The organism is Sphingomonas sp. PP-CE-1G-424, assembly GCF_004341085.1.
In the GTDB taxonomy this organism is placed as follows: Bacteria; Pseudomonadota; Alphaproteobacteria; order Sphingomonadales; family Sphingomonadaceae; genus Sphingomonas.
On sequence record NZ_SLXW01000001.1, the window covers coordinates 651183 to 677740 of the forward strand.

The 26558-nt window shown below is 66.4% G+C and carries 23 protein-coding genes and 1 tRNA gene; 10 read left to right on the forward strand and 14 right to left on the reverse strand.

Going from position 1 to position 26558, the window contains the following annotated elements; translation table 11 throughout:
- Window positions 1-2 precede the first annotated feature (2 nt).
- On the reverse strand, window positions 3-1427 hold the full coding sequence (gene xseA / locus C8J43_RS02965; RefSeq protein ID WP_133029658.1) for an exodeoxyribonuclease VII large subunit: 1425 nt from the start codon (window positions 1425-1427) through the stop codon (window positions 3-5).
- On the opposite strand from xseA, the gene purD reads away from it, so the two are divergent.
- Together purD and C8J43_RS02975 are read left to right on the forward strand one after the other, a co-directional pair.
- The gene (purD, locus tag C8J43_RS02970; RefSeq protein ID WP_133029659.1) at window positions 1426-2688 is read left to right on the forward strand and encodes a phosphoribosylamine--glycine ligase; all 1263 of its coding nucleotides are present in this window, start codon (window positions 1426-1428) and stop codon (window positions 2686-2688) included. The genes xseA and purD overlap by 2 nt on opposite strands.
- Before the next feature lie 197 nt (window positions 2689-2885).
- Window positions 2886-3659 carry a hypothetical protein gene (locus C8J43_RS02975; protein WP_133029660.1) on the forward strand — a complete coding sequence of 258 codons (774 nt, stop codon included), beginning with the start codon at window positions 2886-2888 and terminating at the stop codon, window positions 3657-3659.
- A 28-nt stretch (window positions 3660-3687) separates the two neighbouring features.
- Here C8J43_RS02975 and C8J43_RS02980 read toward each other — a convergent pair whose 3' ends face one another.
- A complete protein-coding gene (locus C8J43_RS02980; RefSeq protein WP_133029661.1) occupies window positions 3688-5172 on the reverse strand; it encodes a hypothetical protein in 1485 nt (494 codons plus the stop codon).
- 103 nt (window positions 5173-5275) lie between these two features.
- Window positions 5276-6577 carry a hemolysin family protein gene (locus C8J43_RS02985; RefSeq protein WP_133029662.1) on the reverse strand — a complete coding sequence of 434 codons (1302 nt, stop codon included), beginning with the start codon at window positions 6575-6577 and terminating at the stop codon, window positions 5276-5278.
- A gap of 183 nt (window positions 6578-6760) precedes the next feature.
- Here C8J43_RS02985 and C8J43_RS02990 point away from each other — a divergent pair, with 183 nt between their 5' ends.
- Entirely contained in the window at window positions 6761-7435 is a 675-nt protein-coding gene (locus tag C8J43_RS02990; RefSeq protein ID WP_133029663.1) for an OmpA family protein, read from the forward strand.
- Window positions 7436-7586: 151 nt separating this feature from the next.
- Here C8J43_RS02990 and C8J43_RS02995 read toward each other — a convergent pair whose 3' ends face one another.
- The 7 genes from C8J43_RS02995 to C8J43_RS03025 all read right to left on the reverse strand — a co-directional run bounded on the left by C8J43_RS02995 (window position 7587) and on the right by C8J43_RS03025 (window position 17474).
- The gene (locus tag C8J43_RS02995; protein ID WP_133029664.1) at window positions 7587-7934 is read right to left on the reverse strand and encodes a tRNA-binding protein; all 348 of its coding nucleotides are present in this window, start codon (window positions 7932-7934) and stop codon (window positions 7587-7589) included.
- The gene (locus C8J43_RS03000) at window positions 7921-8595 is read right to left on the reverse strand and encodes a glutathione S-transferase family protein (protein ID WP_056054264.1); all 675 of its coding nucleotides are present in this window, start codon (window positions 8593-8595) and stop codon (window positions 7921-7923) included. The genes C8J43_RS02995 and C8J43_RS03000 overlap by 14 nt, the downstream gene beginning before the upstream one ends.
- A 357-nt stretch (window positions 8596-8952) precedes the next feature.
- Window positions 8953-13467, reverse strand: a complete 4515-nt coding sequence (gene gltB, locus C8J43_RS03005) for a glutamate synthase large subunit (RefSeq protein WP_133029665.1) — start codon at window positions 13465-13467, stop codon at window positions 8953-8955.
- 2 nt (window positions 13468-13469) lie between these two features.
- A complete protein-coding gene (locus C8J43_RS03010) occupies window positions 13470-14090 on the reverse strand; it encodes a DUF2059 domain-containing protein (protein ID WP_133029666.1) in 621 nt (206 codons plus the stop codon).
- The gene (locus C8J43_RS03015; protein ID WP_133029667.1) at window positions 14048-15490 is read right to left on the reverse strand and encodes an NAD(P)-dependent oxidoreductase; all 1443 of its coding nucleotides are present in this window, start codon (window positions 15488-15490) and stop codon (window positions 14048-14050) included. Before C8J43_RS03015 ends, C8J43_RS03010 begins: the two co-directional genes overlap by 43 nt.
- 151 nt (window positions 15491-15641) lie before the next feature.
- Complete coding sequence (locus tag C8J43_RS03020; protein ID WP_056054252.1) at window positions 15642-16451, reverse strand: undecaprenyl-diphosphate phosphatase; 810 nt, start codon at window positions 16449-16451, stop codon at window positions 15642-15644.
- Between the two features lie 69 nt (window positions 16452-16520).
- Window positions 16521-17474, reverse strand: a complete 954-nt coding sequence (locus C8J43_RS03025) for a complex I NDUFA9 subunit family protein (protein WP_056054250.1) — start codon at window positions 17472-17474, stop codon at window positions 16521-16523.
- A gap of 112 nt (window positions 17475-17586) precedes the next feature.
- Between C8J43_RS03025 and C8J43_RS03030 the strand changes: the two genes are divergently transcribed.
- From C8J43_RS03030 to C8J43_RS03050, 5 genes are all read left to right on the forward strand, one after another.
- Window positions 17587-17673 (forward strand) — tRNA-Leu (locus C8J43_RS03030).
- A 626-nt stretch (window positions 17674-18299) separates the two neighbouring features.
- Entirely contained in the window at window positions 18300-18878 is a 579-nt protein-coding gene (locus tag C8J43_RS03035) for a hypothetical protein (protein WP_056054247.1), read from the forward strand.
- On the forward strand, window positions 18875-19186 hold the full coding sequence (locus tag C8J43_RS03040) for a hypothetical protein (protein ID WP_133029668.1): 312 nt from the start codon (window positions 18875-18877) through the stop codon (window positions 19184-19186). Before C8J43_RS03035 ends, C8J43_RS03040 begins: the two co-directional genes overlap by 4 nt.
- A gap of 479 nt (window positions 19187-19665) precedes the next feature.
- The gene (locus C8J43_RS03045; protein WP_133029669.1) at window positions 19666-21045 is read left to right on the forward strand and encodes an MFS transporter; all 1380 of its coding nucleotides are present in this window, start codon (window positions 19666-19668) and stop codon (window positions 21043-21045) included.
- A 74-nt stretch (window positions 21046-21119) separates the two neighbouring features.
- Window positions 21120-21815 (forward strand): hypothetical protein, encoded by a 696-nt coding sequence (locus C8J43_RS03050; RefSeq protein WP_133029670.1) that lies wholly within the window; start codon window positions 21120-21122, stop codon window positions 21813-21815.
- A gap of 38 nt (window positions 21816-21853) precedes the next feature.
- Here the strand turns inward: C8J43_RS03050 and C8J43_RS03055 are convergent, their stop codons facing one another.
- Window positions 21854-22318, reverse strand: coding sequence for a DUF4188 domain-containing protein (locus tag C8J43_RS03055; RefSeq protein ID WP_133029671.1), 465 nt, complete (start codon window positions 22316-22318; stop codon window positions 21854-21856).
- A 57-nt stretch (window positions 22319-22375) separates the two neighbouring features.
- Between C8J43_RS03055 and C8J43_RS03060 the strand changes: the two genes are divergently transcribed.
- Window positions 22376-22945, forward strand: coding sequence for a TetR/AcrR family transcriptional regulator (locus C8J43_RS03060; protein WP_133029672.1), 570 nt, complete (start codon window positions 22376-22378; stop codon window positions 22943-22945).
- Between the two features lie 221 nt (window positions 22946-23166).
- The gene (locus tag C8J43_RS03065; RefSeq protein ID WP_060526227.1) at window positions 23167-23658 is read left to right on the forward strand and encodes a MucR family transcriptional regulator; all 492 of its coding nucleotides are present in this window, start codon (window positions 23167-23169) and stop codon (window positions 23656-23658) included.
- 104 nt (window positions 23659-23762) lie between these two features.
- Here C8J43_RS03065 and C8J43_RS03070 read toward each other — a convergent pair whose 3' ends face one another.
- From C8J43_RS03070 to C8J43_RS03080, 3 genes are all read right to left on the reverse strand, one after another.
- Window positions 23763-24665 (reverse strand): flagellar motor protein MotB, encoded by a 903-nt coding sequence (locus C8J43_RS03070; protein ID WP_121905030.1) that lies wholly within the window; start codon window positions 24663-24665, stop codon window positions 23763-23765.
- Window positions 24666-24680: 15 nt separating this feature from the next.
- Window positions 24681-25544: a flagellar motor stator protein MotA gene (gene motA, locus C8J43_RS03075; protein ID WP_133029673.1), complete on the reverse strand. Its 864-nt coding sequence runs from the start codon at window positions 25542-25544 to the stop codon at window positions 24681-24683.
- A gap of 92 nt (window positions 25545-25636) precedes the next feature.
- The gene (locus tag C8J43_RS03080) at window positions 25637-26557 is read right to left on the reverse strand and encodes a flagellin (protein WP_133029674.1); all 921 of its coding nucleotides are present in this window, start codon (window positions 26555-26557) and stop codon (window positions 25637-25639) included.
- Window position 26558: the final 1 nt, after the last annotated feature.

Genomic DNA, 26558 nt, shown 5'->3' on the forward strand with positions numbered 1-26558 from the left:
CTCTACAGCAGGGTCGGCTGGCGCGGCGCCGGATCGGGCGCGGGCTTTGCCTTGGGGGCAGCATAGGTTTTGGCGGCGGGGCGCTCAAGGCCGGTGTCCGTCACCGCGTCCACCACGCCGTCGCGGAAGTGGAGCGTGAGCGTCCCTGCATCGCGCGCCGACGTGGCGGACGCCAGCGTCTCGCCGCCGGGCCGCGCGGTGACGCGGGCATAGCCACGGTCGAGGATCGCGTCGGGGTTGAGCGACTGGACGAGACGCCACGTCGCGTCGAGCTGCGCGCGTTTCGCTTCGAGCTTGCGCTCCAGCGTGGCGGGACGGAGTGCGGCACCCGAACGATCGAGACTGCCGCGCGCGAGGGTAAGCCTACGCTCCAGCCCGCGATCGAGACGCTGGCCGAAGTCGTCCGCGCGCTGGCGTTGCGGCCCGAGCAACTGGTCGCGCTTCGGCAGCAACCGCGCCAGCGCGTCTAGCCGCTCGCGACCGCGCTCGACATGGCGGCGGGCGCAGCGTTCGGTGCGGTTGCGGTGGCTGTCGATCGTGAGGCGCAGGTCGGCGAGCACCGGCACCGCGATCTCGGCGGCGGCGGTCGGCGTCGGCGCGCGCAGGTCGGCGGCGAAATCGCACAAGGTCGTATCGGTCTCATGCCCCACGGCGGAGATGATCGGGATCGTGCAGGCGGCAACCGCGCGGACGACGACCTCCTCGTTGAACGACCACAGATCCTCGACCGAGCCACCGCCGCGCGCGACGATCACGAGGTCGGGTCGCGGCACCGGACCGCCGGGGACGATCGCGTCGAACCCGCGGACCGCGGCGGCGATCTCGGCGGCCGAACCCTCGCCCTGCACCTTGACCGGCCAGACGATCACATGCGTCGGGCAGCGATCCTCCAGGCGATGGAGGATGTCGCGGATCACCGCGCCGGTGCCCGAGGTGACGACGCCGATCACCTTCGGCATGAACGGCAGCCGTTTTTTGCGCGTGCCGTCGAACAGCCCCTCGCCCGCGAGCTTCGCCTTCAGCTTCTCCAGCAATGCCATCAGCGCGCCGGCGCCGGCCAGCTCCATCCGCTCGATGACGATCTGGTATTTCGAGCGGCCGGGATAAGTGGTGAGCTTGCCGGTCGCGATGACCTCAATGCCGTCCTGCGGCACGAAGGCGAGGCTCGACGCATTGCCCTTCCAGATGACGCCGTCGATCACAGCCTGGTCGTCCTTGAGCGACATGTAGCAATGCCCGGAGGCGACGCGCTTCCAGCCCGAGATCTCGCCGCGCAGGCGGACATGGCCGAATTCGCCCTCGACCATCCGCTTCAGCTTGAACGCGAGTTCGCCGACCGACATGGCGAGTGCGTTGTCGCCGGCGACCGGCTCGGCTACCAGCCGGCCCATGTCGCTGGACACATCATCGGAAAAGGGATCGGGCATGAACGTCCTGCTGCTAGGCTCGGGAGGGCGCGAACATGCGCTCGCGTGGAAGCTGGTGCAATCTCGCGGCCTCGATACGCTGTATGCCGCGCCGGGCAACCCCGGGATCGCTCGCGTTGCGACGCTCGTGCCGCTTGATGCGACGGATCACGCCGCGGTCGTCGCGTTCGTGCAGGAGCATGAGGTCGGGCTGGTCGTGATCGGGCCCGAGGCGCCGTTGGTCGACGGGCTGGCGGACTCGCTGCGCGCGGCCGACGTTCCGGTGTTCGGACCGTCGAAGGCGGCGGCGCAGTTGGAGGGGTCGAAGGGCTTCACCAAGGATCTGTGCCTGAGCGCCGGCATACCGACCGCGGGCTATGTCCGTGTGAAGAGCCGCGAAGAGGCGGATATCGCGCTCGCCCGCACCTTCTCGCTGCCGGTCGTCATCAAGGCGGACGGCCTCGCCGCGGGCAAGGGCGTCGTCATCGCGTTCAGCACGGCCGAAGCCGATGCCGCGCTAGACGCGCTGTTCGCCGACGGGGAAGCCGAGGCGGTGATCGAGGAATTCCTCGAAGGCGAGGAGGCGAGCCTCTTCGTGCTGACCGACGGCGTGTCGCTGATGCCGTTCGGCTCCGCGCAGGACCACAAGCGCGTCGGCGAAGGCGATACCGGCCCGAACACCGGCGGGATGGGCGCGTACAGCCCTGCGCTCGTCCTGACGCCCGCGCTGGAGAAGCGCGCGATCGACGAGATCGTCGCACCGACCGTCGCTATGATGGCGGCAGAGGGCATGCCGTTTTCCGGCGTACTCTACGCGGGACTGATGCTGACGCCGCAGGGGCCGAAGCTGATCGAATATAATGCGCGGTTCGGCGATCCCGAGACGCAGGTGCTGATGATGCGCTTCCAGGGCGACCTGCTCGCGACGATGCTGGCGGTGGCGGAAGGACGGCTCGGCGACATGCCCGCGGCGCAGTTCAGCGACGAGACCGCGCTGACGGTGGTGATGGCGGCAGAGGGGTATCCGGGGACTCCCAAGGCTGGTGGCGCGATCGTCGGGCTGGATTCCGCGCGGGCTGCGGGCGGCACGGTGTTCCACGCCGGCACGCGGCTGGAAGAGGGCGGGCTGGTCGCATCGGGCGGGCGCGTGCTGGCCGTGACCGCGACCGGCGACGACGTCGCGACGGCGCAAGCCAACGCCTACCGCGCGGTCGAGGCGATCGATTTCGCGGAAGGCTTCTACCGCCGCGACATCGGCTGGCGCGAGATCGCGCGCGGGTAATGCGCGCCTGATCCTCCCCCGCCAGGGGGAGGTGGCTGGCAATTGCCAAACGGAGGGGGAGGAAGGCGAAACCAAGGTTCCGTATCCTCCCCCTCCGTCACCTTCGGCGACACCTCCCCCTGGCGGGGGAGGATCAGACAAGTCCGCCTAGCCAATTAGGTCTCGCCGCCCTTCGCTCGCATCGCTACGGTATGGGAATGAACGAAACTTCCGCGACCTCCGCCTCGGGCCTGAGCCTGTTGCCCGATGGCATCGCCACGCTGACCGCGATCCACTTCACGATCATCGCCGTGGTGGCGATCCTCGTGGTGATCGGGCTAATCTGGGGCATCCGCGCCAAGCGCAGCCGCACCAAGGCGGCACACGACGTGATCGCCAACGCCGAAGAGGCGGGCGTTCCCCCCGAGCCCGTCTCGGCGAAACCTGCGGTCGAAGCGCGCAACGCCGAGCAATCGCAGAGGCAGGCGCAGACGCAGCCGGTCGCGCCCGATCGCGTTGCCCCGCCCCTCGCGCCGCCCGAACCGGCGTCGCCAGCACGTCGCGCCCCCGAGCCGACGCCGGTCGCGCGCGCCGACGACCTGCCGAAGACGCCCGACCGTCCGCCCACCGACCCGACGCCCGCCTCGCCGCCGTTGGACGCGAGCCCGACTGTGGAACCCGTGCCGGCGACGGTGCTGCCGGTCGAAGACGCTCCGGTCGAGACGCGCGCACCGGACCCGGCCCACTCCTATGGCGGCGATCCGGTGACGCAGCTGAAGGGCCTCGGCCCCAAGGTCGCGGCGCGGCTCGGCGAACTCGGCGTGTCCACGATCGACCAGATGGCGGCGTTGACTGAGAGCGAGGCTCAGTCGATCGACGCCCAGCTCGGCAACTTCACCGGCCGCATGGGCCGTGATCGGTGGATCGAACAGGCGCGCCTGCTCGCTGCGGGCGACAAGGCCGGGTTCGAGGCGAAGTTCGGCAAGCTCTGATCGCGCCGCCGCACCAGGCGCACGCACCTCAGTCGAAGCGTAGGCGGTATCCGGGCGTCGACGGCGTGCGACGCCGATAGACCGCGACCCGCTTGCGCCCCAGCGGCACCTGCGCGACCAATCGATAGTCGCGCGCTAGCCGGGCAACCGCGGCCGCCCGGATATCAGGCCGCTCGCCGTCATAAGCCGGCCCCATCACGACGATCTCGGGTGCGCGCGCGAAAATTCGGGCAAGTTCCGCACCCTGGTCCACGCCGATCGCGCCGGTTTCGCGCGTGCGCGTCAGGTGGCTGGGAAAGACGTAGCGCGAGACCGCGCATCGCCCCGTCGCGGGGTACACCATGCTCGACGACGAATAGACATAAAGGCAGCCGGGCCCGCGCCCGACCGCGCCGACGAGCGCGGCGAACTGGGCGGGCGTGCCGCGGCGCTGGCGATCGATCACCAAGGACGCCTGCCCCGCCACCGCGGCGATCAGGATGAGCACGATCCCGACGACGCGCCCGCGCGGGCGGGCGAGCAGCCCCGCCGCGATCACCGACGCGGGCAGCATCACGGGCAACGTGTAATGATCGGTCCACGGCGGCAGCAGCGCGAACGCCAGCAGCGCGGCGAGCAGCCATCCGGTCAGGAAAACGCGCGATCCGGCGATGCGCTCGGCAGGCGCTGCCGGGGATTTTGCCGTCGCCAGCCCTGCCGCCGCCATCGCCAGCAGCGGGAGCAGGATCGCGGCGGCTTTGGCGAGATTAGCCAGTTCGGCCGCGATCGGATCGGCCTTGCGGGCGAAGATCGATTCGAAGTTCGCGAAGGTGAAGGCGACCAGCGCGCCGAGATGCGCATAGACGGCGACGGCGACGATCGTCGGCAACACCGCCAGTCCCGCGAGCACTGCGCCGCGACCGAGAACGGCACCGATCTTTCGTGCCCCAATCTTCGGCACGGGGGTCTCTCGCGTACGCCGCCAATCGTCGAGCATCAGCCAGAGCCCGAGATACATCCCCTCGAGCGCCACGGTGTATTTGATCTGGATCGCCAGTCCGACCAGCAGCATCGCGACCGCCGCGCGCCAGAACGTCGCGCCGTCCCGATCGACGATCAGCAAGACGGCAAGCGCCATCGCCAGATTGTAGAAAACCGGGGTCTGCCCGCCCTGCCCCCCGGCGATCGTGATCCAGACGAGATAGGCGATCCCCGCAAGCGTCCCGCCGCGGGTCCAGCCCGCGACATCGGCGAGCCGTGCGACGATCACCGCGGTGGCGGCGGCGCAGGCGAGCGCCATCGCCTGGTACAGCCAGATCCCCGCAGCAAAGGGCAGCGCGCCCGGTACCGCGTAGAGCAGGAACACGCCGATCGGCTTGCGGTCCCAGATGTCGACGAACGGCAGCGCGCCGTCGATCATCGCACGGCCCGCGGCGAAGTAGAATTCCTCGTCAGTGTACAGGATTGGGTTGCCGAGCGTGATCAACCGCGTCGCGATCGCCACGGCGACGAGGATCGCGAGACGGTACGCCATCGCTGGCGCTCGCTTGGTTGCCGGCAGCTCTGCCATACCCGTGCTCAAGGTTCGATCGCGCAGACGCCGCAGCCCGCCGACGGCGCTAGGGCGCGCCAACAGGTCAGGTCTGGCTCACCAGTAGCTTGTCGATGCGGCGGCCGTCGAGGTCGACGATCTCGAACTTCCAGCCCTGCTCGACGAAGCTCTCGCCCTCGCCCGGCAGATGGCGAAATACCGACAGTGCCAGCCCGGCGACCGTCGCGTAGTCGCGGTCCTCGGGCAGGTCGATGCCGAGGCGATCGGCGAGCGAATCCGCCGCCATCGTGCCTGCCACCAGCAAAGAGCCGTCGTCGCGGACCACCACAGAAGGCGCGTCGTCCGGATCCGAGTCCGACTTGAACTCGCCGGCGATCGCCGCGAGCAGGTCGGCCGGCGTGACGATCCCTTCGAAATGGCCGTATTCGTCGTGGATCAGCGCCATCGGCACCTCGGCCTCGCGGAGCGCCAGCAGTGCGTCCATCGCGTCGATCTGGTCGATCACCACCGGCGCTTTCCGCATCAGCGCACGCAGGTCGATCGGCTCGCCGCGGAATAGCGCGGCGGCGATGTCGCGCGCCTGGACGACGCCCTTGACTGCGTCGATCGAGCCTTCGCCGACCGGCAGGCGGGTGTGCTGCGATGCGAGCAGCGTTTCGCGGATTTCGTCGGGACCCCAGTCGCAGTCGAGCCAGTCGATCTCGGTCCGCGGCGTCATCACTTCGCGCACCGGGCGATCCGCGAGGCGGACGACGCCCGAGATGATCGAGCGCTCATGCTCCTCGATGATCCCCGACTTCGACGCCTCGGCGACGATCATGTGGAGCTCTTCGGCGGTGACGTGCTCTTCCGATTCGCGGTTCAGGCGGAGCGCGCGGAAGATCAGCGCGCTGGTCGAATCGAGCACCAGCACGATCGGCGCGGTGCCGATCGCGAGCCAGCGCATGACGGGCGCCATGAACGACGCGATCGCCTCGGGCGCACGCAACGCGAACTGTTTCGGTACGAGCTCGCCGATGATCAGCGACGCGTAGGTCGTCAGGCCGATGACGATCGCGAAGCCTGCGGTCTCGGCGGTCGAGGCGGACAGGCCCCACGTCTGCAACCGCGCCGCGGTCGGCATGCCGAGGCTGGACCCCGAATATGCGCCGGCGAGGATGCCGATCAGCGTGATGCCGATCTGGACGGTCGACAGGAACTTGCCCGGGTCGGCGGCGAGCACCAGCGCGGCGCGCGCGCCCTTCTTGCCCGAGCGCGCCATCGCCTCGAGCCGCGCTTTCCGCGCGGAGACGATCGCGAGTTCGCTCATCGCGAACACGCCGTTCAACGCGACGAGCGCGAGGATGATCGCGACGTCGATCCAGGGGAAGGGGGGAAGCGGTGCCATTGGCTCAGGCGCTCTTTGCAGGACAACGGCCCGTCGCACAACCGTCCTTGCGCATGCTCGACATTACGCGCCGAAGATGATCTGGCTCGGTTCGGTGCGCAGGCGGAACAATCGTCGCGACACCGGGTTATCGGCCGTATCGGGCATTAGGCCGTCATTCGTCATGTCTCAGGGAGATTATCTATGAAAACCAAGATGTTCGCAGGCGCTGCACTCGCGGCACTGATCGCCACCAGCGGCTGCACCACCGATCCGGAGACCGGTCGCCAAACCATCTCGAAGACAGCCCTGGGCGGCATCGGCGGCGCGCTCGGCGGCTATCTGCTCGGCGACGTGGTCGGTGGTCGGCATGACCGGACCGAGAAGCTGCTCGGCGCGGGCATCGGTGGTCTCGCGGGGGCGGGCATCGGCGCGTACATGGACAAGCAGGAGCGCGACCTGCGCGCGCGCACCGCGGGCACCGATGTGCAGGTGATCCGCCAGGGCGACGACCTGGTGCTCAACATCCCGTCGGGCATCACCTTCGCGTATGACAGCGCCAACGTGCAGCCGCAGTTCCAGCGCACGCTCGACCAGGTCGCGGATACGCTGTCGCAGTACAACCAGACCTATGTCGACGTGTACGGCCACACCGATTCGACCGGCAGCGATGCGTACAACCAGACGCTGTCGGAGCGTCGTGCGCGCTCGGTCGCGGACTACCTTTCGGGTCACGGCGTGCAGGCGGCGCGGATCGGGACGCGTGGCTATGGCAAGACGCAGCCGATCGCGTCGAACGATACCGATGCGGGTCGGGCGGCTAACCGTCGCGTCGAGGTGAAGATCGTGCCGATCTCGCAGAACGACATGCGGCAATAAGTGGTGCTGGGTGGAGACGGATCATCCGCTCTCCACCCGTTCGGGCTGAGCGAAGTTGAAGCCCCGCCGTCGCGTACCAACCCTTCGACTTCGCTCAGGGCGAACGGAGGGTTGTGTATGTGGCTAGATCAACAGGCGTGTGGAGAGCCTTCTAGAACAGTCGCCCGCCATTCGGGACTGGTCCGGTCGGCGAAATCAGCACCACCTTACCGTCCGCATCGGGGAAGCCAAGCGTCAGGACTTCGGACATCATCGGCCCGATCTGGCGCGGCGGGAAGTTGACGACCGCGGCGACCTGCCGGCCGACCAACGCTTCCGGCGTATAATGCTCGGTAATCTGCGCGGATGATCGCTTAACCCCGATCTCGTTGCCGAAATCGATCCGCAGCTTGATCGCGGGTTTCCGTGCCTCGGGAAAGGGTTCTGCCTCGACGATCGTGCCGACGCGGATGTCGACCTTCTCGAAGTCGGGATAGCCGATCTGATCAGAAATCAACATTGTCGTAGTGCGCCGGGGGTGAGATCAGCTCCATCCGTTCGGACAGCAGCGGGCGGAAGCTTGGGCGGCTCTTGAAGCCGCGATACCAGCGTGCGGTCTGGTCGTGGCCCTTCCAGTCGATCCCGCCAAGATAGTCGGTGACCGAGATCTGCGCCGCCGCCGCGAGATCGGCGAGGCTCATCGTTGCGCCGCCAAGCCAGTTCCGGTGATCGAGCAGGTAATCCATATAGTCGAGATGCCCGACCGCAGCCTTCATCGCCTCGCGCAGGCCCTTGGCGTCGGGCGCGGTGCGGTGGGCGAGGCGCTTGACCATGCGCTCGTGGAGCAGCGGCCCGGTCACGTCGCGGTAGAAATGCGTGTCGAACCACGTGACCAGCCGGCGGATCTCGGCGCGGTTGGTCGCGGTGCCGTTGATCATCGCCGCCTTCTCGACGGTCTCCTCGAAGAATTCGCAGATCGCCATCGAATCGATCAGCGGCGCCACGCCGCGCGACGCGTCGACCATCACCGGGGTCTGGCCGGCGGGGTTCATGTCCATGAACTCGTCACGGCGGTCCCAGGGCGATTCGCGCACCAGTTCGTAGCCGACCCCCTTCTCGCCCAGCAGCAGGCGCACCTTTCGTGAGAAGGGACACAGGGGGAATTGATAAAGCTGCCACATGCCATCCGTTTAGGCGGTGGGGGGCGGCTGTGTCACTAGCGCGGGTTGGGTGGCGTGGCGTTTGTGGCGATAAGATTTTGTTCGCGCGGAGGCGCAGAGAGCGCCGAGGTGTTGCGCTTGTCGCGAAGCCCGAATTTCTGCAACGCGCGTTGGAGTGCAAGCAGCCCGTACCGGGCGAGCCCCCCTCCGCGTCCTCTGCGTCTCTGCGCGAAACCAACTTACTTCTTTTGCTAAACCACCCCGGCGAAGGCCGGGGCCCAATTGGAAAGGTCGCTGTAACGAAGCGCCGTCCTTCGTTAGCGACGTCGCCCAATTGGGCCCCGGCCTTCGCCGGGGTGGTGCTTGTGTAGCCTCGCTCTACTCCGCCGCTACCAGTTCTGCGCTGTCGTCCAGTGGGTGCGACAGGCGCGTCAGCATTTCCTTCGGGACGATCTGCCAGAAATGCGGAGCCACGCGGTCCCAATCTTCCAGCAGGCCCTTCGACCATTTGCTGTCGGTATGGTCGGCATGATCGCGGACCAGGTCGAGCAGCACATCAGCCCAGTGGAGCGACTTCACGCGGTCCCAGGTGATGTTCTCGGGGTTGGCGCGCTTCGCGAACACGCCGTCGGGATCGTAGACGAACGCCATCCCGCCGGTCATGCCCGCGCCGAAGTTCGCGCCGACCTTGCCCAGCACCACCGCGATGCCGTTGGTCATGTATTCGCAGCCGTTCGCGCCGCAACCTTCGACGACCACGATCGCGCCCGAGTTGCGAACCGCGAAGCGTTCGCCCGCCTGCCCCGCCGCGAACAGCCGGCCGGAGGTCGCGCCGTAGAGCACGGTGTTACCGATGATCGTGTTGTCTTGGCTCGCCAGCGGCGAACTCACCGCCGGCCGAACGATGATCGTGCCGCCCGAGAGGCCCTTGCCGACGTAATCGTTCGAATCGCCGAAGACTTCGAGGGTGATGCCCTTGCAGAGGAACGCGCCGAGCGACTGCCCCGCCGACCCCCGCAGACGGATCGTCACGTGGTTGTCCGCGAGCGTCGACATGCCGAACTTCCGCGTGATCTCGCTCGACAGCCGCGTCCCCACCGCGCGGTGCGTGTTGCGCACCGAATAGGTCAGCTGCATCTTCTCGCCGCGCGAGAACACTGCGGAGGCATCCTTGATGATCTGCGCGTCGAGGCTGTCCGGGACTGCGTTGCGGAAGGTCGAGAGCGAGAACCGGCGCTGCGAATCGTCCGCATCGACCTTCGCCAAAATCGGGTTGAGATCCAGATCGTCGAGATGCTCCGCGCCGCGGCTGACCTGCCGGAGCAGCTCGGTGCGGCCGATAACGTCGTCGAGACTCTTCACCCCCAACCGCGCGAGGATATCGCGGACTTCCTCGGCAATGAAGGTCATCAGGTTAATCACCTTCTCGGGCGTGCCGACGAACTTCTGGCGGAGTGCGTCGTTCTGCGTGCAGATGCCGACCGGGCAGGTGTTCGAATGGCACTGGCGGACCATGATGCAGCCCATCGCGACCAGCGACAGCGTACCGATCCCGAACTCCTCCGCGCCCAGGATCGCGGCGATGACGATGTCGCGCCCAGTCTTCAGCCCGCCATCGGTGCGCAACCGCACGCGACCGCGCAGGCCGTTGAGCGTCAGTACTTGGTTGACCTCCGACAGGCCCATTTCCCACGGCGTGCCGGCATATTTGATCGACGTCTGCGGCGAGGCACCCGTGCCGCCGACATGGCCGGCGATCAGGATCACGTCGGCATGCGCCTTGGCGACACCTGCCGCGACCGTGCCAATGCCCGCCGACGAGACCAGCTTTACGCAGACGCGGGCGCGTGGGTTGATCTGCTTCAGGTCGTAGATGAGCTGGGCGAGATCCTCGATCGAGTAGATGTCGTGATGCGGCGGCGGCGAGATCAGCGTCACGCCAGGCGTCGCATGGCGCAGCTTGGCGATGAACTCGGTGACCTTGAAGCCGGGCAGCTGGCCGCCCTCGCCGGGCTTGGCGCCCTGTGCGACCTTGACCTCGATCTCCTCGCACGCGTTCAGATATTCCGCCGTGACGCCGAACCGGCCGCTCGCGACCTGCTTGATCGACGAGTTGGCGTTGTCGCCGTTCGCGTACGGCACGAAGCGCGACTTGTCCTCGCCGCCTTCACCCGAGACGGCCTTCGCGCCGATCCGGTTCATCGCGATCGCCAGCGTCTCGTGCGCCTCGGGGCTCAGCGCGCCGAGCGACATGCCCGGCGTGACGAAGCGCTTGCGGATCTCGGTGATCGCCTCGACCTGGTCGACCGGAACGCCCTCCGCGGGGAAGTTGAACTGGAGCAGATCGCGCAGATACACCGGCGGCAGGTCGGACACGCCGCGCGAGAATTGCAGATAGCTCGTATAGCTGTCGGTCGCGACCGCGGTCTGGAGCAGATGCATCAGCTGCGCGGAATAGGCGTGCGTCTCGCCGGTATGGCGCTGGCGATAGAAGCCGCCGATCGGCAGCGTTGCCACCGCCGGATCGAACGCCGCTTCGTGGCGATCGGTCGCGTTGACGTGGAGCGAGGCATAGCCCTCGCCGCTGATCTTGGCAGGCATGCCGGGGAACAAATCGTTGACCAGACTGCGCGACAGGCCAACGGCTTCGAAGTTGTAGCCGCCGCGGTAGGACGAGATGACCGCGATGCCCATCTTCGACATGATCTTGAGCAGCCCCTCCTCGACCGCGACGCGGTGGCGGCGGAGGCATTCGGCGAGATCGAGATCGCCAAACAGCCCGCGCGACTGACGATCGACGATCGCGGCTTCGGCGAGGTACGCGTTCACGGTGGTTGCGCCGACGCCGATCAGCACGGCATAATAATGCGTGTCGAGGCATTCGGCCGAGCGGACGTTGATCGACGCATAGGAGCGCAGGCCACGGCGGACGAGGTGCGTGTGGACGGCGGCTACCGCGAGCACGCCGGCGATGCCGACGCGGTCTTCGCTGATCGCCTCGTCGGTGAGGAAGATCTCGCTCTTACCCTGGCGGACGGCTTGCTCCGCCTCGTTGCGGATCCGCTGGATCGCCGCGCGGAGCTTCTCCGGACCGCCGCCGACGTCGAAGGTGCAGTCGATCTCGGCGACCGCGTTACCGAAATGCGCCTTCAACCGCGACCAATGCTCGCCCGTCAGCACCGGCGAATCGAGCACCAGCACGCGCTCGCGCTGGTCGCGGACGTCGAGGATGTTGGCGAGATTGCCGAACCGCGTCTTGAGCGACATCACGTGGCGCTCGCGCAGCGGATCGATCGGCGGGTTGGTGACCTGCGAGAAGTTCTGGCGGAAGAACTGGCTGATCAGCCGCGGCTTGTCCGAGATGACCGCGAGCGGCGTGTCGTCGCCCATCGATCCGATCGCTTCCTTCGCGGATTCGACCATCGGCGACAGGATTAGCTCCATGTCCTCCATCGTCTGGCCTGCGGCGACTTGGCGACGCGCGAGTTCGGCGCGGTCGTAGCGCACCACGGCGTCCTCGACCGAGGGCAGGTCGGCAAGCGTGTGGAATTCGCCGATCATCGCGGCGTAATCCGCCTCGCCCGAGATGCGATCCTTCACTTCGCGATCCTGGAGCAGACGCCCCTCGTCCAGGTCGACCGCGATCATCTCGCCCGGCCCGAGCCGGCCCTTGGCGACGATCGTCGATTCGGGGACGACGACCATGCCGCTCTCGGAGCCGACGATCAGCAGGCCGTCGGAGGTCAGCGTGTAGCGGAGTGGACGCAGCGCGTTGCGGTCCATGCCCGCGACCGCCCAGCGGCCATCGGTCATCGCCAGCGCGGCCGGGCCGTCCCACGGCTCCATGACGGACGCGAGATACTGGTACATCGCGGTATGCTCGGGCGGCATATCCGGGCTGGCGGCTTCAGGGACCAGCATAAGCTTGGCGGTCGGCGCATCGCGGCCCGAGCGACAGATCGCCTCGAACACGGCGTCCAGCGCGGCGGTGTCCGACGCGCCGGCGGGGATCACCGGCTTGATGTCCTCCGAATTGTCGCCGAACGCGAGGCTCGCCATGCGGATCTCGTGGGAGAGCATCCAGTTCTTGTTGCCGCGGATCGTGTTGATCTCGCCGTTATGCGCGAGGCAGCGGAACGGTTGCGCCAGCCACCATTGCGGAAAGGTGTTGGTCGAATAGCGCTGATGAAAGATCGCGACGCGGCTCTCGAAGCGCTGGTCGCAGAGATCCGGGTAGAAGACCGACAGCGATTCGGCGAGGAACAGCCCCTTGTAGATGATCGAGCGGCACGACAGCGAGCAGATGTAGAAGCCCTGGATCTGCGCCGCGATCACGCGCTTCTCGATCCGGCGGCGGACGAGGTACAGCGTCTTCTCGAACTCGGCGGCGTCCTGCTCCTCCGGCAATGGCCCGGCGATCATGATCTGCTCGATCTCAGGGCGCGTGGCTTGCGCCTTCTGGCCGATCACCGACACGTCGACCGGCACCTGGCGCCAGCCATAGATGGTGTAGCCGGCCTCGATGATCGCGCTCTCGACGATCGTCCTGCAATCCTCCTGCGCGCCGAGATCGGTACGCGGGAGAAAGATCATGCCGACCGCGAGACGGTTCGGGCGGACCTTGTGGCCCGACGCCGCGACCGCGTCGTCGAAGAAGCGCAGCGGCAGGTCGATGTGCAGCCCTGCGCCATCTCCCGTCTTGCCGTCCGCATCGACCGCGCCTCGGTGCCACACGGCTTTCAGCGCATCGACCGCGGACTGCACGACACGCCGCGACGCGCGGCCGTCGGTGGCGGCGACGAGACCCACGCCGCACGCATCGCCCTCGAATTCGGGGCGGTACATGCCGTGCTCGGCGAGACGGGCGCGTTGATCGGTGATGAAATCGGTCATCGTCACTTCTTCTTCTCTTCGGGCGTGGCAGCCTGCTTTGCGAACTCGGCGACATCGGCCTGCATGTGCGCCATCGAGGATTGCATCATCGACCGCTGCCAGGCGGCGACGTCTGGGTCGGCCATGATCGTCAGCGATTGCTGCATGTACGCACGGCCGCTCGGCGTCGCGAAGAACGCCTTGATGTCACGGCATTGGGCGACATCGAAGCGGCGCGCATAGGCGCGCGCCATCGCCTCGACCATGCTCGGCAATCCGTCGCGCATCAGCGTCATCGTGCGCACCTGCTGCCGTTCCAGAAAGGTGGCAAACCGCGTCTGCATCTCCGGATGGTCCGCCATCGCACTGCTGAACATCGGGCTCTGCGCCATGCCCTGCTGCAGATTGCCGAGCATCGGGGCGATCATGCTTTCGATCATCCGTTCACGCGATTCGGGCGGCATCAGCACGTTAATCAACTCGCGCGCCGCCGCGAGGCGGGTCGGATCGGGGGCCGTGACGGCGACTGGCCCCGCCTGCGCCTGCGCCGCCGACGGCATCATCGCGCCCGCCAGCAGAATCGGTCCGAGAAACCCGCATCTCATGCTGCGACCTTCGCGCTCTGCGCCTTGGTCTTCAGCCATTTGTGCATCGTCGCGGCGACGTCGCGGCCGTCGCGGATCGCCCAGACGACGAGGCTTGCGCCGCGAACAATGTCGCCTGCTGCGAACACGCCGTCGAGCGAGGTCATCAGCGTCTTGCCGTCGACCAGCACCGTGCCCCAGCGACTTACGCCCAGTTCCGGCGTTGCGAACAGCGTCGGCAGGTCCTCGGCGTCGAAGCCCAGTGCCTTGATCACGAGATCGGCGTTCACCGAATAGTCGCCCGCTGGATCGGGTTCGGGTGCACGGCGGCCGCTCGCGTCGGGGGCACCGAGACGCATTTTCCGGACCTTGACGCTCGACACGGTATCGCCGCCGTCGAAGCTCTGCGGGCCCGACAGCCAGACGAACTCGACGCCCTCCTCCTCGGCATTGGCGACTTCGCGCTGCGAGCCGGGCATGTTGGCGCGGTCGCGGCGGTAGAGGCACTTCACCGACTTCGCGCCTTGGCGGATCGCGGTGCGGACGCAGTCCATCGCGGTGTCGCCGCCGCCGATCACGACGACGTCCTTGCCCTCGGCATTGAGGCTGCCGTCGTCGAACGCCGGGACCGCGTCGCCGAAGCCCTTGCGGTTCGATGCGACGAGGAAGTCGAGCGCTGGGACCACGCCGTTCGATCCGCCGCCGGGCAGGTCCATCGCACGTGCCTTGTAGACGCCGGTCGCGATCAGGATCGCGTCGTGGCGCTGGCGGAGATCGTCGAGGCTCGCATCGTCGCCGACCGCGAAGCCTTCGTGGAAGACGATGCCGGCAGCCTTGAGGCGCTCGACGCGGCGCATGACGATCGGCTTTTCGAGCTTGAAGCCTGGGATGCCATAGGTGAGCAACCCGCCCGCCCGGTCGTAGCGATCATAGACGTGGACGTCGTAGCCGTGGCCGCGCAGATATTCCGCCGCGGTGAGCCCTGCCGGTCCCGCACCGATCACGCCGACCGACTGGCCGCGCGATTTGCCGGGGACCAGCGGTTCGACCCAGCCATTCTCCCAGGCGGTGTCGGTGATGAACTTCTCGACCGAGCCGATCGTGACCGCGCCGTGCCCGGTGAATTCGATGACGCAATTGCCTTCGCACAGCCGGTCCTGCGGGCAGATCCGGCCGCAGATCTCGGGCATGGTCGAGGTCGCGTTGCTGAGCTCGTACGCCTCGCGCAGACGCCCCTCCGCGGTCAGCCGGAGCCAGTCGGGGATATGGTTGTGCAGCGGGCAATGGACCGAGCAATAGGGCACGCCGCACTGCGAGCAGCGTCCGGCCTGTTCCTCGGCGGGCTCAACCGCATAGCGTTGCGCGATCTCGCGGAAATCGTCGGCCCGCTCGTCGGCGGTGCGCTTGTCGGGATAGGATTGCTCCCGGCCGACAAATTTGAGCATCGAATCGTTCGCCATGATAGCCTCCGACAGCCGCGTTATTGCGCGATCGGAGGCTTGTCACGACTAAAACAGCATATAGGTAAGCTGTGCTGCCTGATAAATTCGAACAATCACCGGATTTTTATGAGAGGCGTTCTCAGCAAGGGTTATTATTACCGTATCGGACCTATTTGCTCAACAGCCAGATCAGCGCAGCCGACCCCGCGACGACGCGATACAAGGCGAACGGCACGAATCCGTGTTTGGTGACGATCCCGACGAACCACTTCACCACCAGCAAGGCGACGACGAACGACACCGCGGCGCCGATCGCAATCGCACCCAGCCCGACACCGCCGCCGCTCGCGATCGCATCGCGGTTCTTCAGCAGTTCGAGCGCGCTTGCCCCCAGCATCGTCGGAATAGCGAGAAAGAAGCTGAACTCCGCCGCGGTACGCCGTTCGACGCCCAGCGCGAGCGCGCCGAGGATCGTCGCGCCCGACCGGCTAACGCCCGGGATCATCGCCAAACACTGCAAGAAACCGATGCCGATCACCGTCTTCAGAGGGATATCCGCGACGCCGCTGATGTCGCTGCGCGGTGCGAACCGCTCCACCGCGAGGATCGCGAAGCCGCCGACGATGAGGGCGATCGCAACGACCTCCGCATTCCCGAGCAGCGCCTCGATATACTTATGCAGCGCGAGGCCGATCACCGCCGCCGGGATGAACGCGACCACCAGGTTGCGCAGGAACAGCCATGATTTCGGCTCGCGGCGGATCAGCCCCATGCCGACCGCCCAGAACGTCCGCCAGTACAGCACGACGATCGCGAGGATCGCGCCGAGCTGGATGACGACGTTGAACACCTCCCAGCGCCCCGCATCATAGCCGAGCAACCGCGTGGCGAGGATCAGGTGCCCGGTCGACGACACGGGCAGGAATTCGGTGATCCCCTCGACGATGCCGAGCAGGATGACGGTGAGAAGTTCGGTCAAGCAGGCGCTCCGGCGTCGCGGGTTTCAGAAAGAGGCGCGGGTTTCAGGGCACGCTTAGCACGTGCAGCATTAGTCTGCGTGAACTTCCGCACGCGTTTCGGCGCGGCGACCGAACCGTCCGGCTTTGCGAAACCGCACCAGCCAGCCGGGCGCGACCGTCGACAGCGGGGTCGCTTCGATCCCGAACGCGGCGAGGCCATCGGTGCCGGTAACGATATTGTCGCTCTGCAGCATCGTCCACTGGTCCTTGGTGATCGGCGCGCCCGGCAGGAAACCGCCCTTGGCGATCAGCGCGCCGGCAAAGTCCGGCAGCTCGACGATCGAGGGATTGCGGCCGATCGTCTTCGCGATCCAGCGGATCAGGTTGCCCATGGTTATGATGTCGGGCCCGCCAAGCTCGAAGGTCTTGCCGCCGAACGTCTCGGGATCGGACGCCGCTGCCACCACCGCGTCCGCCACGTTGCCGACGAACACTGGCTGGAACTTCGCGGACGCGCGCAGCACCGGCACGACGGGCGCCTTGGCGATCATCCCGGCAAAGCGGTTCACGAACTGGTCTTCCTGGCCGAACACGATCGACGGTCGCAGGATCGTCGCGTTCGGGAACGCCTCGAGCACGGCGGCCTCGCCCTGCCCCTTCGACTTGCCGTACGCCGACGCGGACTCCGGATCCGCGCCGATCGCCGAGACGTGCACGAGCGCGCCCACGCCGGCCGTCGCCGCAGCCTGTGCCACCGTCTGTGCGCCGAGAGCCTGGACGCGCTGGAAATCGCCCGCGAGCACGCCGACCAGGTTCACCACCACGTCCGAGCCGTGAACCGCATGCGCGATCGTCTCGGGCTTGGTGACGTCGGCACCGACGAACTGCGTCTGGCCGAGCCCGCCGAGCGGTTTCAGGAAGAACGCCTGCCGCGGATCGCGCTGTGCGATGCGGACGCGTGCGCCCGTCGCCAGCAGCGCCTGTGCGACATAGCGGCCGACGAAACCGCCACCCCCGATCAGCGTCACCAGTTTGTCGTTCATCGCGCGTCCGTCCACTTTGTTTTGCCTGCCAATCACGAATAACCCCTTGCCCCAGCAAGAGGCGTGTTGACAAGCATCGCGACCCTCCCCTAGAGGCGCCCTCCTACCCCGTGCCCGGATGGCGGAATTGGTAGACGCACCAGCTTCAGGTGCTGGCGATCGCAAGGTCGTGGAGGTTCGAGTCCTCTTCCGGGCACCACACTACATAGAAGCGCGTTCGGGCGAGGCGGATCTCAAGATCCGCTCGCGTTGCGCTTGACTTGTAGGACAATGTTGCTCAGATGTTCTCACCGCAATGACAGGCGGGGGATGGCATGGTCCAGACATCGGGCAGCGGCGAGCGGAACGCGTTTTCACGGTGGCTGCGAACGGGTAAGGTGCCATCGGCGCGGGGTCCTGACGGTCTCGAACTCAAATTCAATCCATGGCATGATCCGGCGGACGGCCGGTTTACCTTTGCAGGCGCGGGACGCCGTGAGGGATCGAGCGAGGCCCATGCCCCTAGCGCCAGGAACGATCGCGCTCCAAGCGCCGGGAATCGTGATACGTCGCGGACCTCGACACCGCCGAAAGCGGAAGTGCCGCGTGCCCAACCGCTCGCGGGCGACGACCGAAAGTCGGTAGAGCGCAGGTCGGCCAAGGCGCAATCCGCGCACATTCCGGGATCGCGGCGCGGCGACCAGCCGAACCCCGTCGCCGAGTTTGTCGGTGGCGTAAGGTCAGGGATTGTACGACGTTCGGGAAGAAACGGTGGCGGGGGTCCATGCTGCGCTGACGACAAATCCGGTCACCACCGTTCGCGACGCCGGCCGCGGGATAGCGGGGATGATCGACACGGCGATCGCTGCCGAGGATACGCCCGCTCGCGTACAGATTTCGCGTGCGGCAGACGCGGTCACCAACGCTTCGGCGCGGGATATCGGTCGAGCCACGGGATCGGTCGCCGGGAATGTTGCGCTGGCGGTCGCGCCTGGGGCCGCGCTCTCCAAGGTTTCGGCGCTGCGTAGCCTACGTATTGCGAGGCCACGCACAACTTATGATCCGCCGCAGATCGGCTGGGTGAAGGAAACTCTCAAACCCGACGAACCTTGGACAGCGTATAATGACTCGGCGACTGGCGCGCGCCCTGGGCAGGCGCCGACGCTAATGCGAACAATGCCGGACGGCTCGAGGCGACCGGTCAAGTTCGATGGCATACAAGGCGAATACGTTATCGATCGAAAGTGGGGCGTAAGGGATGCGCCGCATGCACGAGCCCAGCTATTACGACAATCGCAGGTGTTGGCGCAGCATCGGCTCATCGGAACATGGGAGGTTCCTACCCCTGTCCAGAAAGCCAAAGCAGTAAAGCTGCTGAAGAAGATGGAGGTCACCAACATCAAAGTCAGGGTGGTCAAGCCATGATCGCCATACCGGTCGCCCGCATCATCGCGCGCTTTGTAGTGTTTGCAGATTTGACAGGCGAAGACCTGCTGGATCCCGATGTCTCTGTCGAGATGATGGAAGTTCTGGGTGCCCAGCTTGAAGCTTTGGAAAAAGGGTTTCTTCGCGAACTGGTCGACGCCTTCGCGGTCATCGCCGCCGAATATAGTGGTGAAGCGCAGGAGGTGGTGCGCAATATCGCGCATAGCTTCTATCTCGAAGAAGCGCTTGCCGCCGACGATCCGGTGAGACTGGCCGAGTTGGAGGCGTTGCGCGACTCGAGGGATTGAAACCGGGAATGCCCGCGCACGAGCGACGTGAGTGTCACGAATCGCGGTATCGAAACCGTCCCGTCAGCGGATGATTTCTCCAACGGCCTGATTACCTCGCCATAGGCCTTTGTAAGGCACCATGGGCGGAACCCAGGGAAATGCCGAGTTTCCGGCGATCCTCCAGACGCCTCTTGCTGGCGTGGGATCCGCCGGTCGGTACTGCGATATCGACGGCCGCCGCGCCACGACCAGGCACCCGGTCGATACTTCGACCGCATGAACCGCCTGGGCACCGATCGGGGTAGTTCGGATTCGCCCATCGAGCGCGCCCCCAAACACCTGCTCCCGACCGGAGCCGGCGCGGCGCCCTGTATTCGCGGCCAGTCGTGGCGTTTGCGCGGCGTCATTCTATCGACATGTGAGGTCGGTATCCGGCACGGTTCGAGCGTTTCACGCGTTCGCGATCGGAGAGCGATGTGCTGCCACCCTTACGAACAATGACCATCGCGACCAACGGTGATGTGTCCGCCCGGCTCGACCGGCTGCCGGCCACGCGGACGGTATGGACGATCGTCGCGCTGCTCGGCCTGGCGTTCTTCTTCGAACTCTACGACATGCTGCTGTCGGGCTATATCGCCCCCGGCCTGGTGAGCGGCGGCCTCTTCACGACGACGACCGCGGGCCTTTTCGGCACTCAGGGTATCGCGTCGTTCATCGCGGCACTGTTCGCCGGACTGACGGTCGGTACGATGATCGCCGGCGCGTTCAACGATCGCTTCGGGCGACGTGCGGTCTTCACCTGGGCGTTGCTGGGCTATTCGGCCGCATCGGTGGCGATGGCGTTTCAGTCGAGCGCGATGGCGATCAACGCGCTACGGTTTTGCGCAGGGGTCGGGCTCGGCGTCGAGATGATCACGATCGACACCTTCATCTGCGAGCTCGTGCCCGGGCATGTCCGGGGGCGGGCGATCGCGCTCAGCCAGACGATCGGCTTCGTTGCGGTCCCGGTCGTCGCGCTGCTGTCGTGGATACTGGTGCCGCTGACGCCGTTCGGACTGGAGGGCTGGCGCTGGGTCGTGCTGATCGGCGCGAGCAGCGCGGTCGCGGTGTGGTATATCCGCCGGCGCCTGCCCGAGAGCCCGCGCTGGCTGGTGCAGCAAGGGCGGCTGGTCGAAGCCGAGGCGATCGTCGCCGCGCTCGAACGGCGCATCGAGCAGGAGAGCGGCGCAGCGCTTCCTCCGCCCTCCGCCGAGCGCCCGGTGGTGCGGGACGGACGGTTCGGCGAGATGTTTCGTGCGCCCTATCGCCGCCGGACGATCATGATGATCGTCTTTAACATCTTCCAGACGATCGGCTATTTCGGGTTCACCAACTGGGTTCCGACCTTGCTGATCGAGCACGGCATCCCGGTCACCAAGAGCATGGCGTATACCGCGATCATCGCGCTCGCCGCCCCGGTCGGGCCGATGCTCGGCCTCGCAATCGGCGATCGGTTCGAACGCAAGTGGATCATCGTTGCCGGCGCGGCGACGGTCGTGTCGGCGGGCGGGCTGTTCGCCGCCTCCGCCAGCCCGGTACTGCTGATCGTGCTCGGTATCGTGCTGACCGTGGCCGGCAACACGATCTCGTTCGCGTATCACGCCTACCAGGCCGAGATCTTTCCGACGCGGATCCGCGCCAAGGCGATCGGCTTCGTCTATGCGTTCAGCCGGATCTCGGCGATGCTCAACGCGTTCCTGATCGCCTTCGTCCTGCGACAGGGCGGCGTCGCCGGCGTGTTCGGGTTCATCGCCGCCTCGTACATCGTCGTGATCGGGGCGATCGGCGTGTTCGGACCCGCCACGGCCAATCGCGCCCTGGAAGACATTGCCGCCTGAAGACGTCCGCCTCTCGCCGAGCCGATCGGACGCGCCGACGTACCCGGCGCATCGTATTTTTCGTGGAGGATTGCATGATCGCCCCCGTATTCGCCCCAGTATTTATCCCGACGCTCGCGTCAGTTGTTTCGACCGCCGGAAGTTCGTCAGGACAACCCCGCTCGCACGTCTGGCCGGGCGACATCATCGGCCGGGCGGAAAGTCTCGCCGCGCTCCAGTCGCTCGAGATCATGCTGCTCACGCGCGACAGTGCGACGTTGGTGCTCGACGACTGGTGCGCCGACCATCACCTCGCCGCACCGGGCAGCAAGATCGTCGCCGACCGCGATCCGACGATCACGAAGACGCCGACCGCCGAGCAACGCCGCCGCCTGGGCGTCAGCGACGACGAGCCGATCCGCTATCGACGGGTGCGGCTGCGGTGCGGGTCGCATGTCCTGTCGGAGGCGGACAATTGGTACGTTCCGTCGCGACTGACCCCGCAGATGAATGCCGCGCTCGACGGCAGCGACACGCCGTTCGGTCGCGTTGTGCAGCCGCTCCATTTCCGTCGCCAGACCGTGTCGGCGCGGCTGTTGTGGTCGCCGCTGCCGGCCGGCTGGGACGCCGGCGCGCCGATCCCCCGCGGGGCACCGGCGTTGGACATTCCCCCGCATGTCATCGAGAACCGCGCGCTACTGGTTACCGCCGCGGGAACGCCGATCAGCGAAGTGGTCGAAACCTACACGCGCGAGGTGCTCGCTTTCGCGCCGCCCGCCCGTCAGGACTGAACGCGGCTACACGCTGACCTGAACGTGGGTGCGCGCGATCAACCCGCCGGGGCGCCCTGGATGCGCGCTCTGGCGGACATGAAGGGTCCGACCGGCCGTCGCTCGGGTGCGAACCGCTGCAGCCCGACCGGATCGGGCATCGCGACGTACAGCGCCTCGACGCCGCCCCTGGCGTGATAGGTCTCGTGCCAGAAGCCCGCCCCCGCGGACAGCTCGCGGACGCGGCGCCACCAGTCGGCATGCGGCTCGCTGCGCGTGAACCGCTCGAGTGCTTCGAGATCGCGCCAATATTGCCGGAAGCCGAAATGCGTCAGGCTGAACATCATGCCTTCGTGCGCCAGCAGGCCCTCGGGCTCGTGCCGTGCGATCTCGGCGAGCCCAGCCCCGATCCGGCGCATCGCGAGCACCCCGCGCCACCCCTTCATGCGAAAGCCGAGCATGATCATCACGAGATCGGGATAGGCGGACAGGTCGACCGACCGGCGATCGATAGGAGGTTGCATCGTCGAGTCCTTTTCTGCTTACATCGTAAACCTAGACGTTTGGTGTACGATGTAAACATGGCTGATGAAAATACGCTCGATCTACGCGCGCGCCTGATCGCCGCTGCGTTGGCGGCACTGGAGCGCGGCGAGGACGTCGGCCTGCGCGCAGTCGCGCGCGCCGCCGGCGTGTCGGCGATGGCGCCGTACCGTCATTTCCGCGACAAGGCCGCCCTGCTGGGCGCCGTGGCGATGGCGGGCTTCGACGATCTGCGGACCGCGCTGCTGACGGCCGACGCCCAGCCGGATGCGCGGGCCGCGCTGATCGCGCAGGGCGAGGCCTATATTGCCTTTGCCCGCCAGCGCCCGGCGCTGTTCCGGTTGATGTTTGCGGGTCACGACGACGGTCCGCCGCCGGTCGAGGACAACGCCTATGGGGTGATGGTCCGGCGGGTACACGACCTCGCGCCCGCCGATCCGGAAGTGGCAACGCTAGCCTGTTGGGCAGCCGTCCACGGCATGGCCACGCTGGTGCTCGACGGCGGCCTGCCCGCCGGCGGCTCGCCCCACGAGCGCGCGGCACTAACCCTAGTCGTCACCGGCCTCGCTGGGTCCAAAGTCGACAGCGATGGACCCGTCTCCGGATAACTGTTTCCTACCCGTGCGTTACGGACAGGCAAATCGGCGCGGCCCTACGACCAGCCTTCGCGCACAACGCCAGGCTGATCTAAAGCAATCAAAATGGACTTATCTCGCCGTGCGGCGACTTCCCATTTAGACTATCCTAGATTAAACGGCCCAATTACGTCCCATGTGGTTGAATACGTTGTCGAAGCTCGTTACGGGGGCAATAGACAATGGAGTGTAGCATGGCCGAAGATACCACCGACCTGAATGCTGTAGAGCTCGCGACCGAACTGACGATCGCGTGGCTGGGCAACCCGAACACGCGCAGCTCGGCCGAAGACGTTCCGGCATTTCTGGGAAAGATGCACGAGACCGTCTCTACGCTGCTCGGTGGTACGACCGATACGACTCCGGTCGAAACCGCGACCGAATACACGCCGGCAGTAACCGCGCGTAAATCGCTCGCGTCGAAGGATCACATCATCTCGATGATCGACGGCAAGTCTTACAAGACGCTGCGTCGCCATCTCGCCACCCATGGCATGACGCCCGCCGAATATCGCGAGCGCTACGGCCTGAAGCCCGACTATCCGATGGTCGCCGAGAACTATTCGGAAAGCCGCCGCGCGATGGCGAAGAAGATCGGTCTGGGTCGCAAGCCCGGCGCCCGCAAGCCCGAAGCCGCGCCTGCCGCCCCGCGCAAGCGCAAATCGGAAACCGTCAGCGCCGAGTAACCGCGACGATCATCGGCGCTGGCATATAGCGCCGACCGACATGAAAAAGGCCCGGCATCACGCGATGCCGGGCCTTTTTCATGTTACTCAGCGGCATTCCGCGATTACTTGCCGAACACGCCACGCCGGTAGAGCAACGTGATCGCGACGCGGCGGTTGCGCGGGTCGCTCGGATCCTTGACGATCAGCGGTTCGCGGTCGGCAACGCCTTCGATCCGCTCGAACCGCGCCTCGGGCGTGCCGCCGATCAGCAGCCGGCGGCGCGTCGCCTCGGCGCGGCCAGACGACAGCATCCAGTTGTTCATCGCGCGCGGGTCGCCATACGGCACGCTGTCGGTATGGCCGCGGATCATGATCGGGTTCTTCATCCCCTCGATCGTCTTCGCGATCATCCCGATCAGGTCGCCCGCCTGCGGATCGAGCGCGGTCGTGCCGAGCGCGAACATCGAATAATCCGCATCGTCGACCAGATCGATCCGCATGCCGTCCTGCGTCGGGACGAAACGGACATGGCTCGCGAGCCGCGATAGCTTGGGCGAGGCGGCGATCTGGCTCAGTACCCGCTTGCGCATCGCTTCGAAGTTCTTGCGATCTTCGTTGGCGAGCGCCTGTCGGTTCTTGATCGTGCCCTGCTCGCCGGTACCGGTCGAGGCGCCCCCCTTGCCCGCATCGGGTACCGCGATCTGCGGCATGCTGGTCTGGCCCGCCTTGGGTCCGATCTTATTCTTGTCGAGGATCGATTCGCCGCCGAACAGCGCGCCGCCGCCGATCCCGAGCGAGCGCGTATCGAGCAGCGTCGGCGCGAAGTAATCGGCGATCCCCTTGCGCTGCTTCTCGGTGGTCGCGCCGAGAATCCACAGCAGCAGGAAGAACGCCATCATCGCGGTCACGAAATCGGCATAGGCAACCTTCCAGGCGCCACCGTGATGCCCGCCATGACCCTCGATATAGATCTTCTTGACGATGATTTTCGGCGGCTGGATGTTGCCGTGAGGGGCGCGGGCCATGTGTCTGTCGCCGCTCTACTTACCGCGAAGCCCGTCGAAGACTTCGGCGAAGCCCGGCTGGTTCTTGTGCGCGATCCCCGAGCGTGCGGCCTCGATCACCAGCGGCTGCGGATGGCCGTGGAGCGAGGCGATGATGATCTGCTTGACCACGCCGTAGATCGCCGCATCGGCATCGAGCACCTGGCGCAACCGGTTGGCGAGCGGCGCGACCATGCCGTACGCCAGCAACACGCCCATGAACGTCCCGACCAGCGCCGAGCCGATCATCGAGCCGAGGATCGACGGCGGCTTGTCGATCGACCCCATCGTCTTCACCACGCCAAGCACCGCCGCGACGATGCCGAGCGCGGGCAGCGCGTCGGCAAGGCTGGTCAGCGTGCCATGTGCGCTTTCCTCCTCGTGGTGATGCGTCTTGATCGACTGGTCCATCACCTCCTCGACCGCGTGCACGTCGAGCGTGCCCGACGACACCACGACGAGGCGCAGCGTATCGGCGATCAAATTGACTAGCGCGTGGTTCTTCAGGAGCTTGGGATATTCGGCGAATACGGCGGACGACTGCGGATCCTCGACATGCGGCTCGAGCGCGATCGGCCCGTCCATCCGCAGCATCTTCATCAGCTTGCTGACGAGGAAGATGACGTCGAGATAATCCTGCTTCTTGTATTTCGGGCCCTTGAAGACCTTGCCCAGCCCGCCGCCCAGCGCTTTGAGTTCCTTGCCCGAATTGCCGATGATCAGCGCGCCGGCGGCGGCGCCGCCGATGATCAGCATCTCGTGCGGGATCGCCTCCAGGACGGGGCCGAGCGCGCCGCCCGTAAACGCGAATCCGCCAAACACCATGACGAGCAGGACGACGATGCCGATTACCGGAAACATGGTGCTGGAAATTCCCTCTGGGCCGACGATGGCAAGTGCGTAGCCAGGGAATTAACCGGATTTCGTAGCCATCCGGTTACCGAACGCAGCCGTCAGCGAAGATAATCGAACAATGACAACGCCGACAGCTTCGTAAAGCTCGCCTGCGTCGCCGACAGGATCGTCATCGTCTTTTGCAGCTCGATGAACGTGGTCGTGGCATCGGTGTCCTCGAGACCCGAGCGGGTCTCCTCGCGATCCGCGGCGACATCGGTCAGCCGCGAACTCTCCAGATCGACTCGCGCCGCGCGTGCGCCGAGCGAGGCCTGCACGGTCGAGACCTGATCGGAGGCCGCACTGATATCGGCCAGCGAGGTATCGAGCGAACTCGTCTTGAAATCGTCCGATTGCAGCGCGGTCGCGATCGCCGACAGCATCGCCAGCGTGTTGGTGCCCCCGCCGACGCTGCCATCCGCGTTGGTCTTTCCGCCGACGGTGAAGATCCGTGCGGCGGTTTCGTTGGCCTGCACGCTCTGACCGTCGCCGATCGGGACCGCGCTAACCGGCTTCGACGCCAGCGCGTAGCTGCCATCGGTCGCGACCGCCGCGGCCCCGTCCGACCCGCCGAACAGCGGCTGGCCGCGCGCGTCCTTCGCGTTGGCGATATTCGTCAGCGAGGCGACGATCCCGGCGATCTGCTCGCCGATCGCCTTGCGGTCCGGCGCACTCAGCGTCCCGTTCTTCGCCTGCGTCACCAGCACCGTCGCGTTCTGCAACTGATCGGACATAGCGCTGAGACTGGTATCGCCCTGCTTCAACACCGATTCGGCGGTGCCGAGATTGGCGGCATAGGCCTTGTCGTTGGCGGTATCGCGCGCGAGCCCGGCCAGTCGCTGATACGCGACGCTGTCCTGCGACGGCGCGGTGAACCGCTTGCCGGTCGAGATCTGCGCATTGAGCGCATCCGCCTTGCTGGAAAGCGACGTCATGGCCGCCGACGACCGGTCGTAGAAAAGGCTCGTCGGGATCTGCATG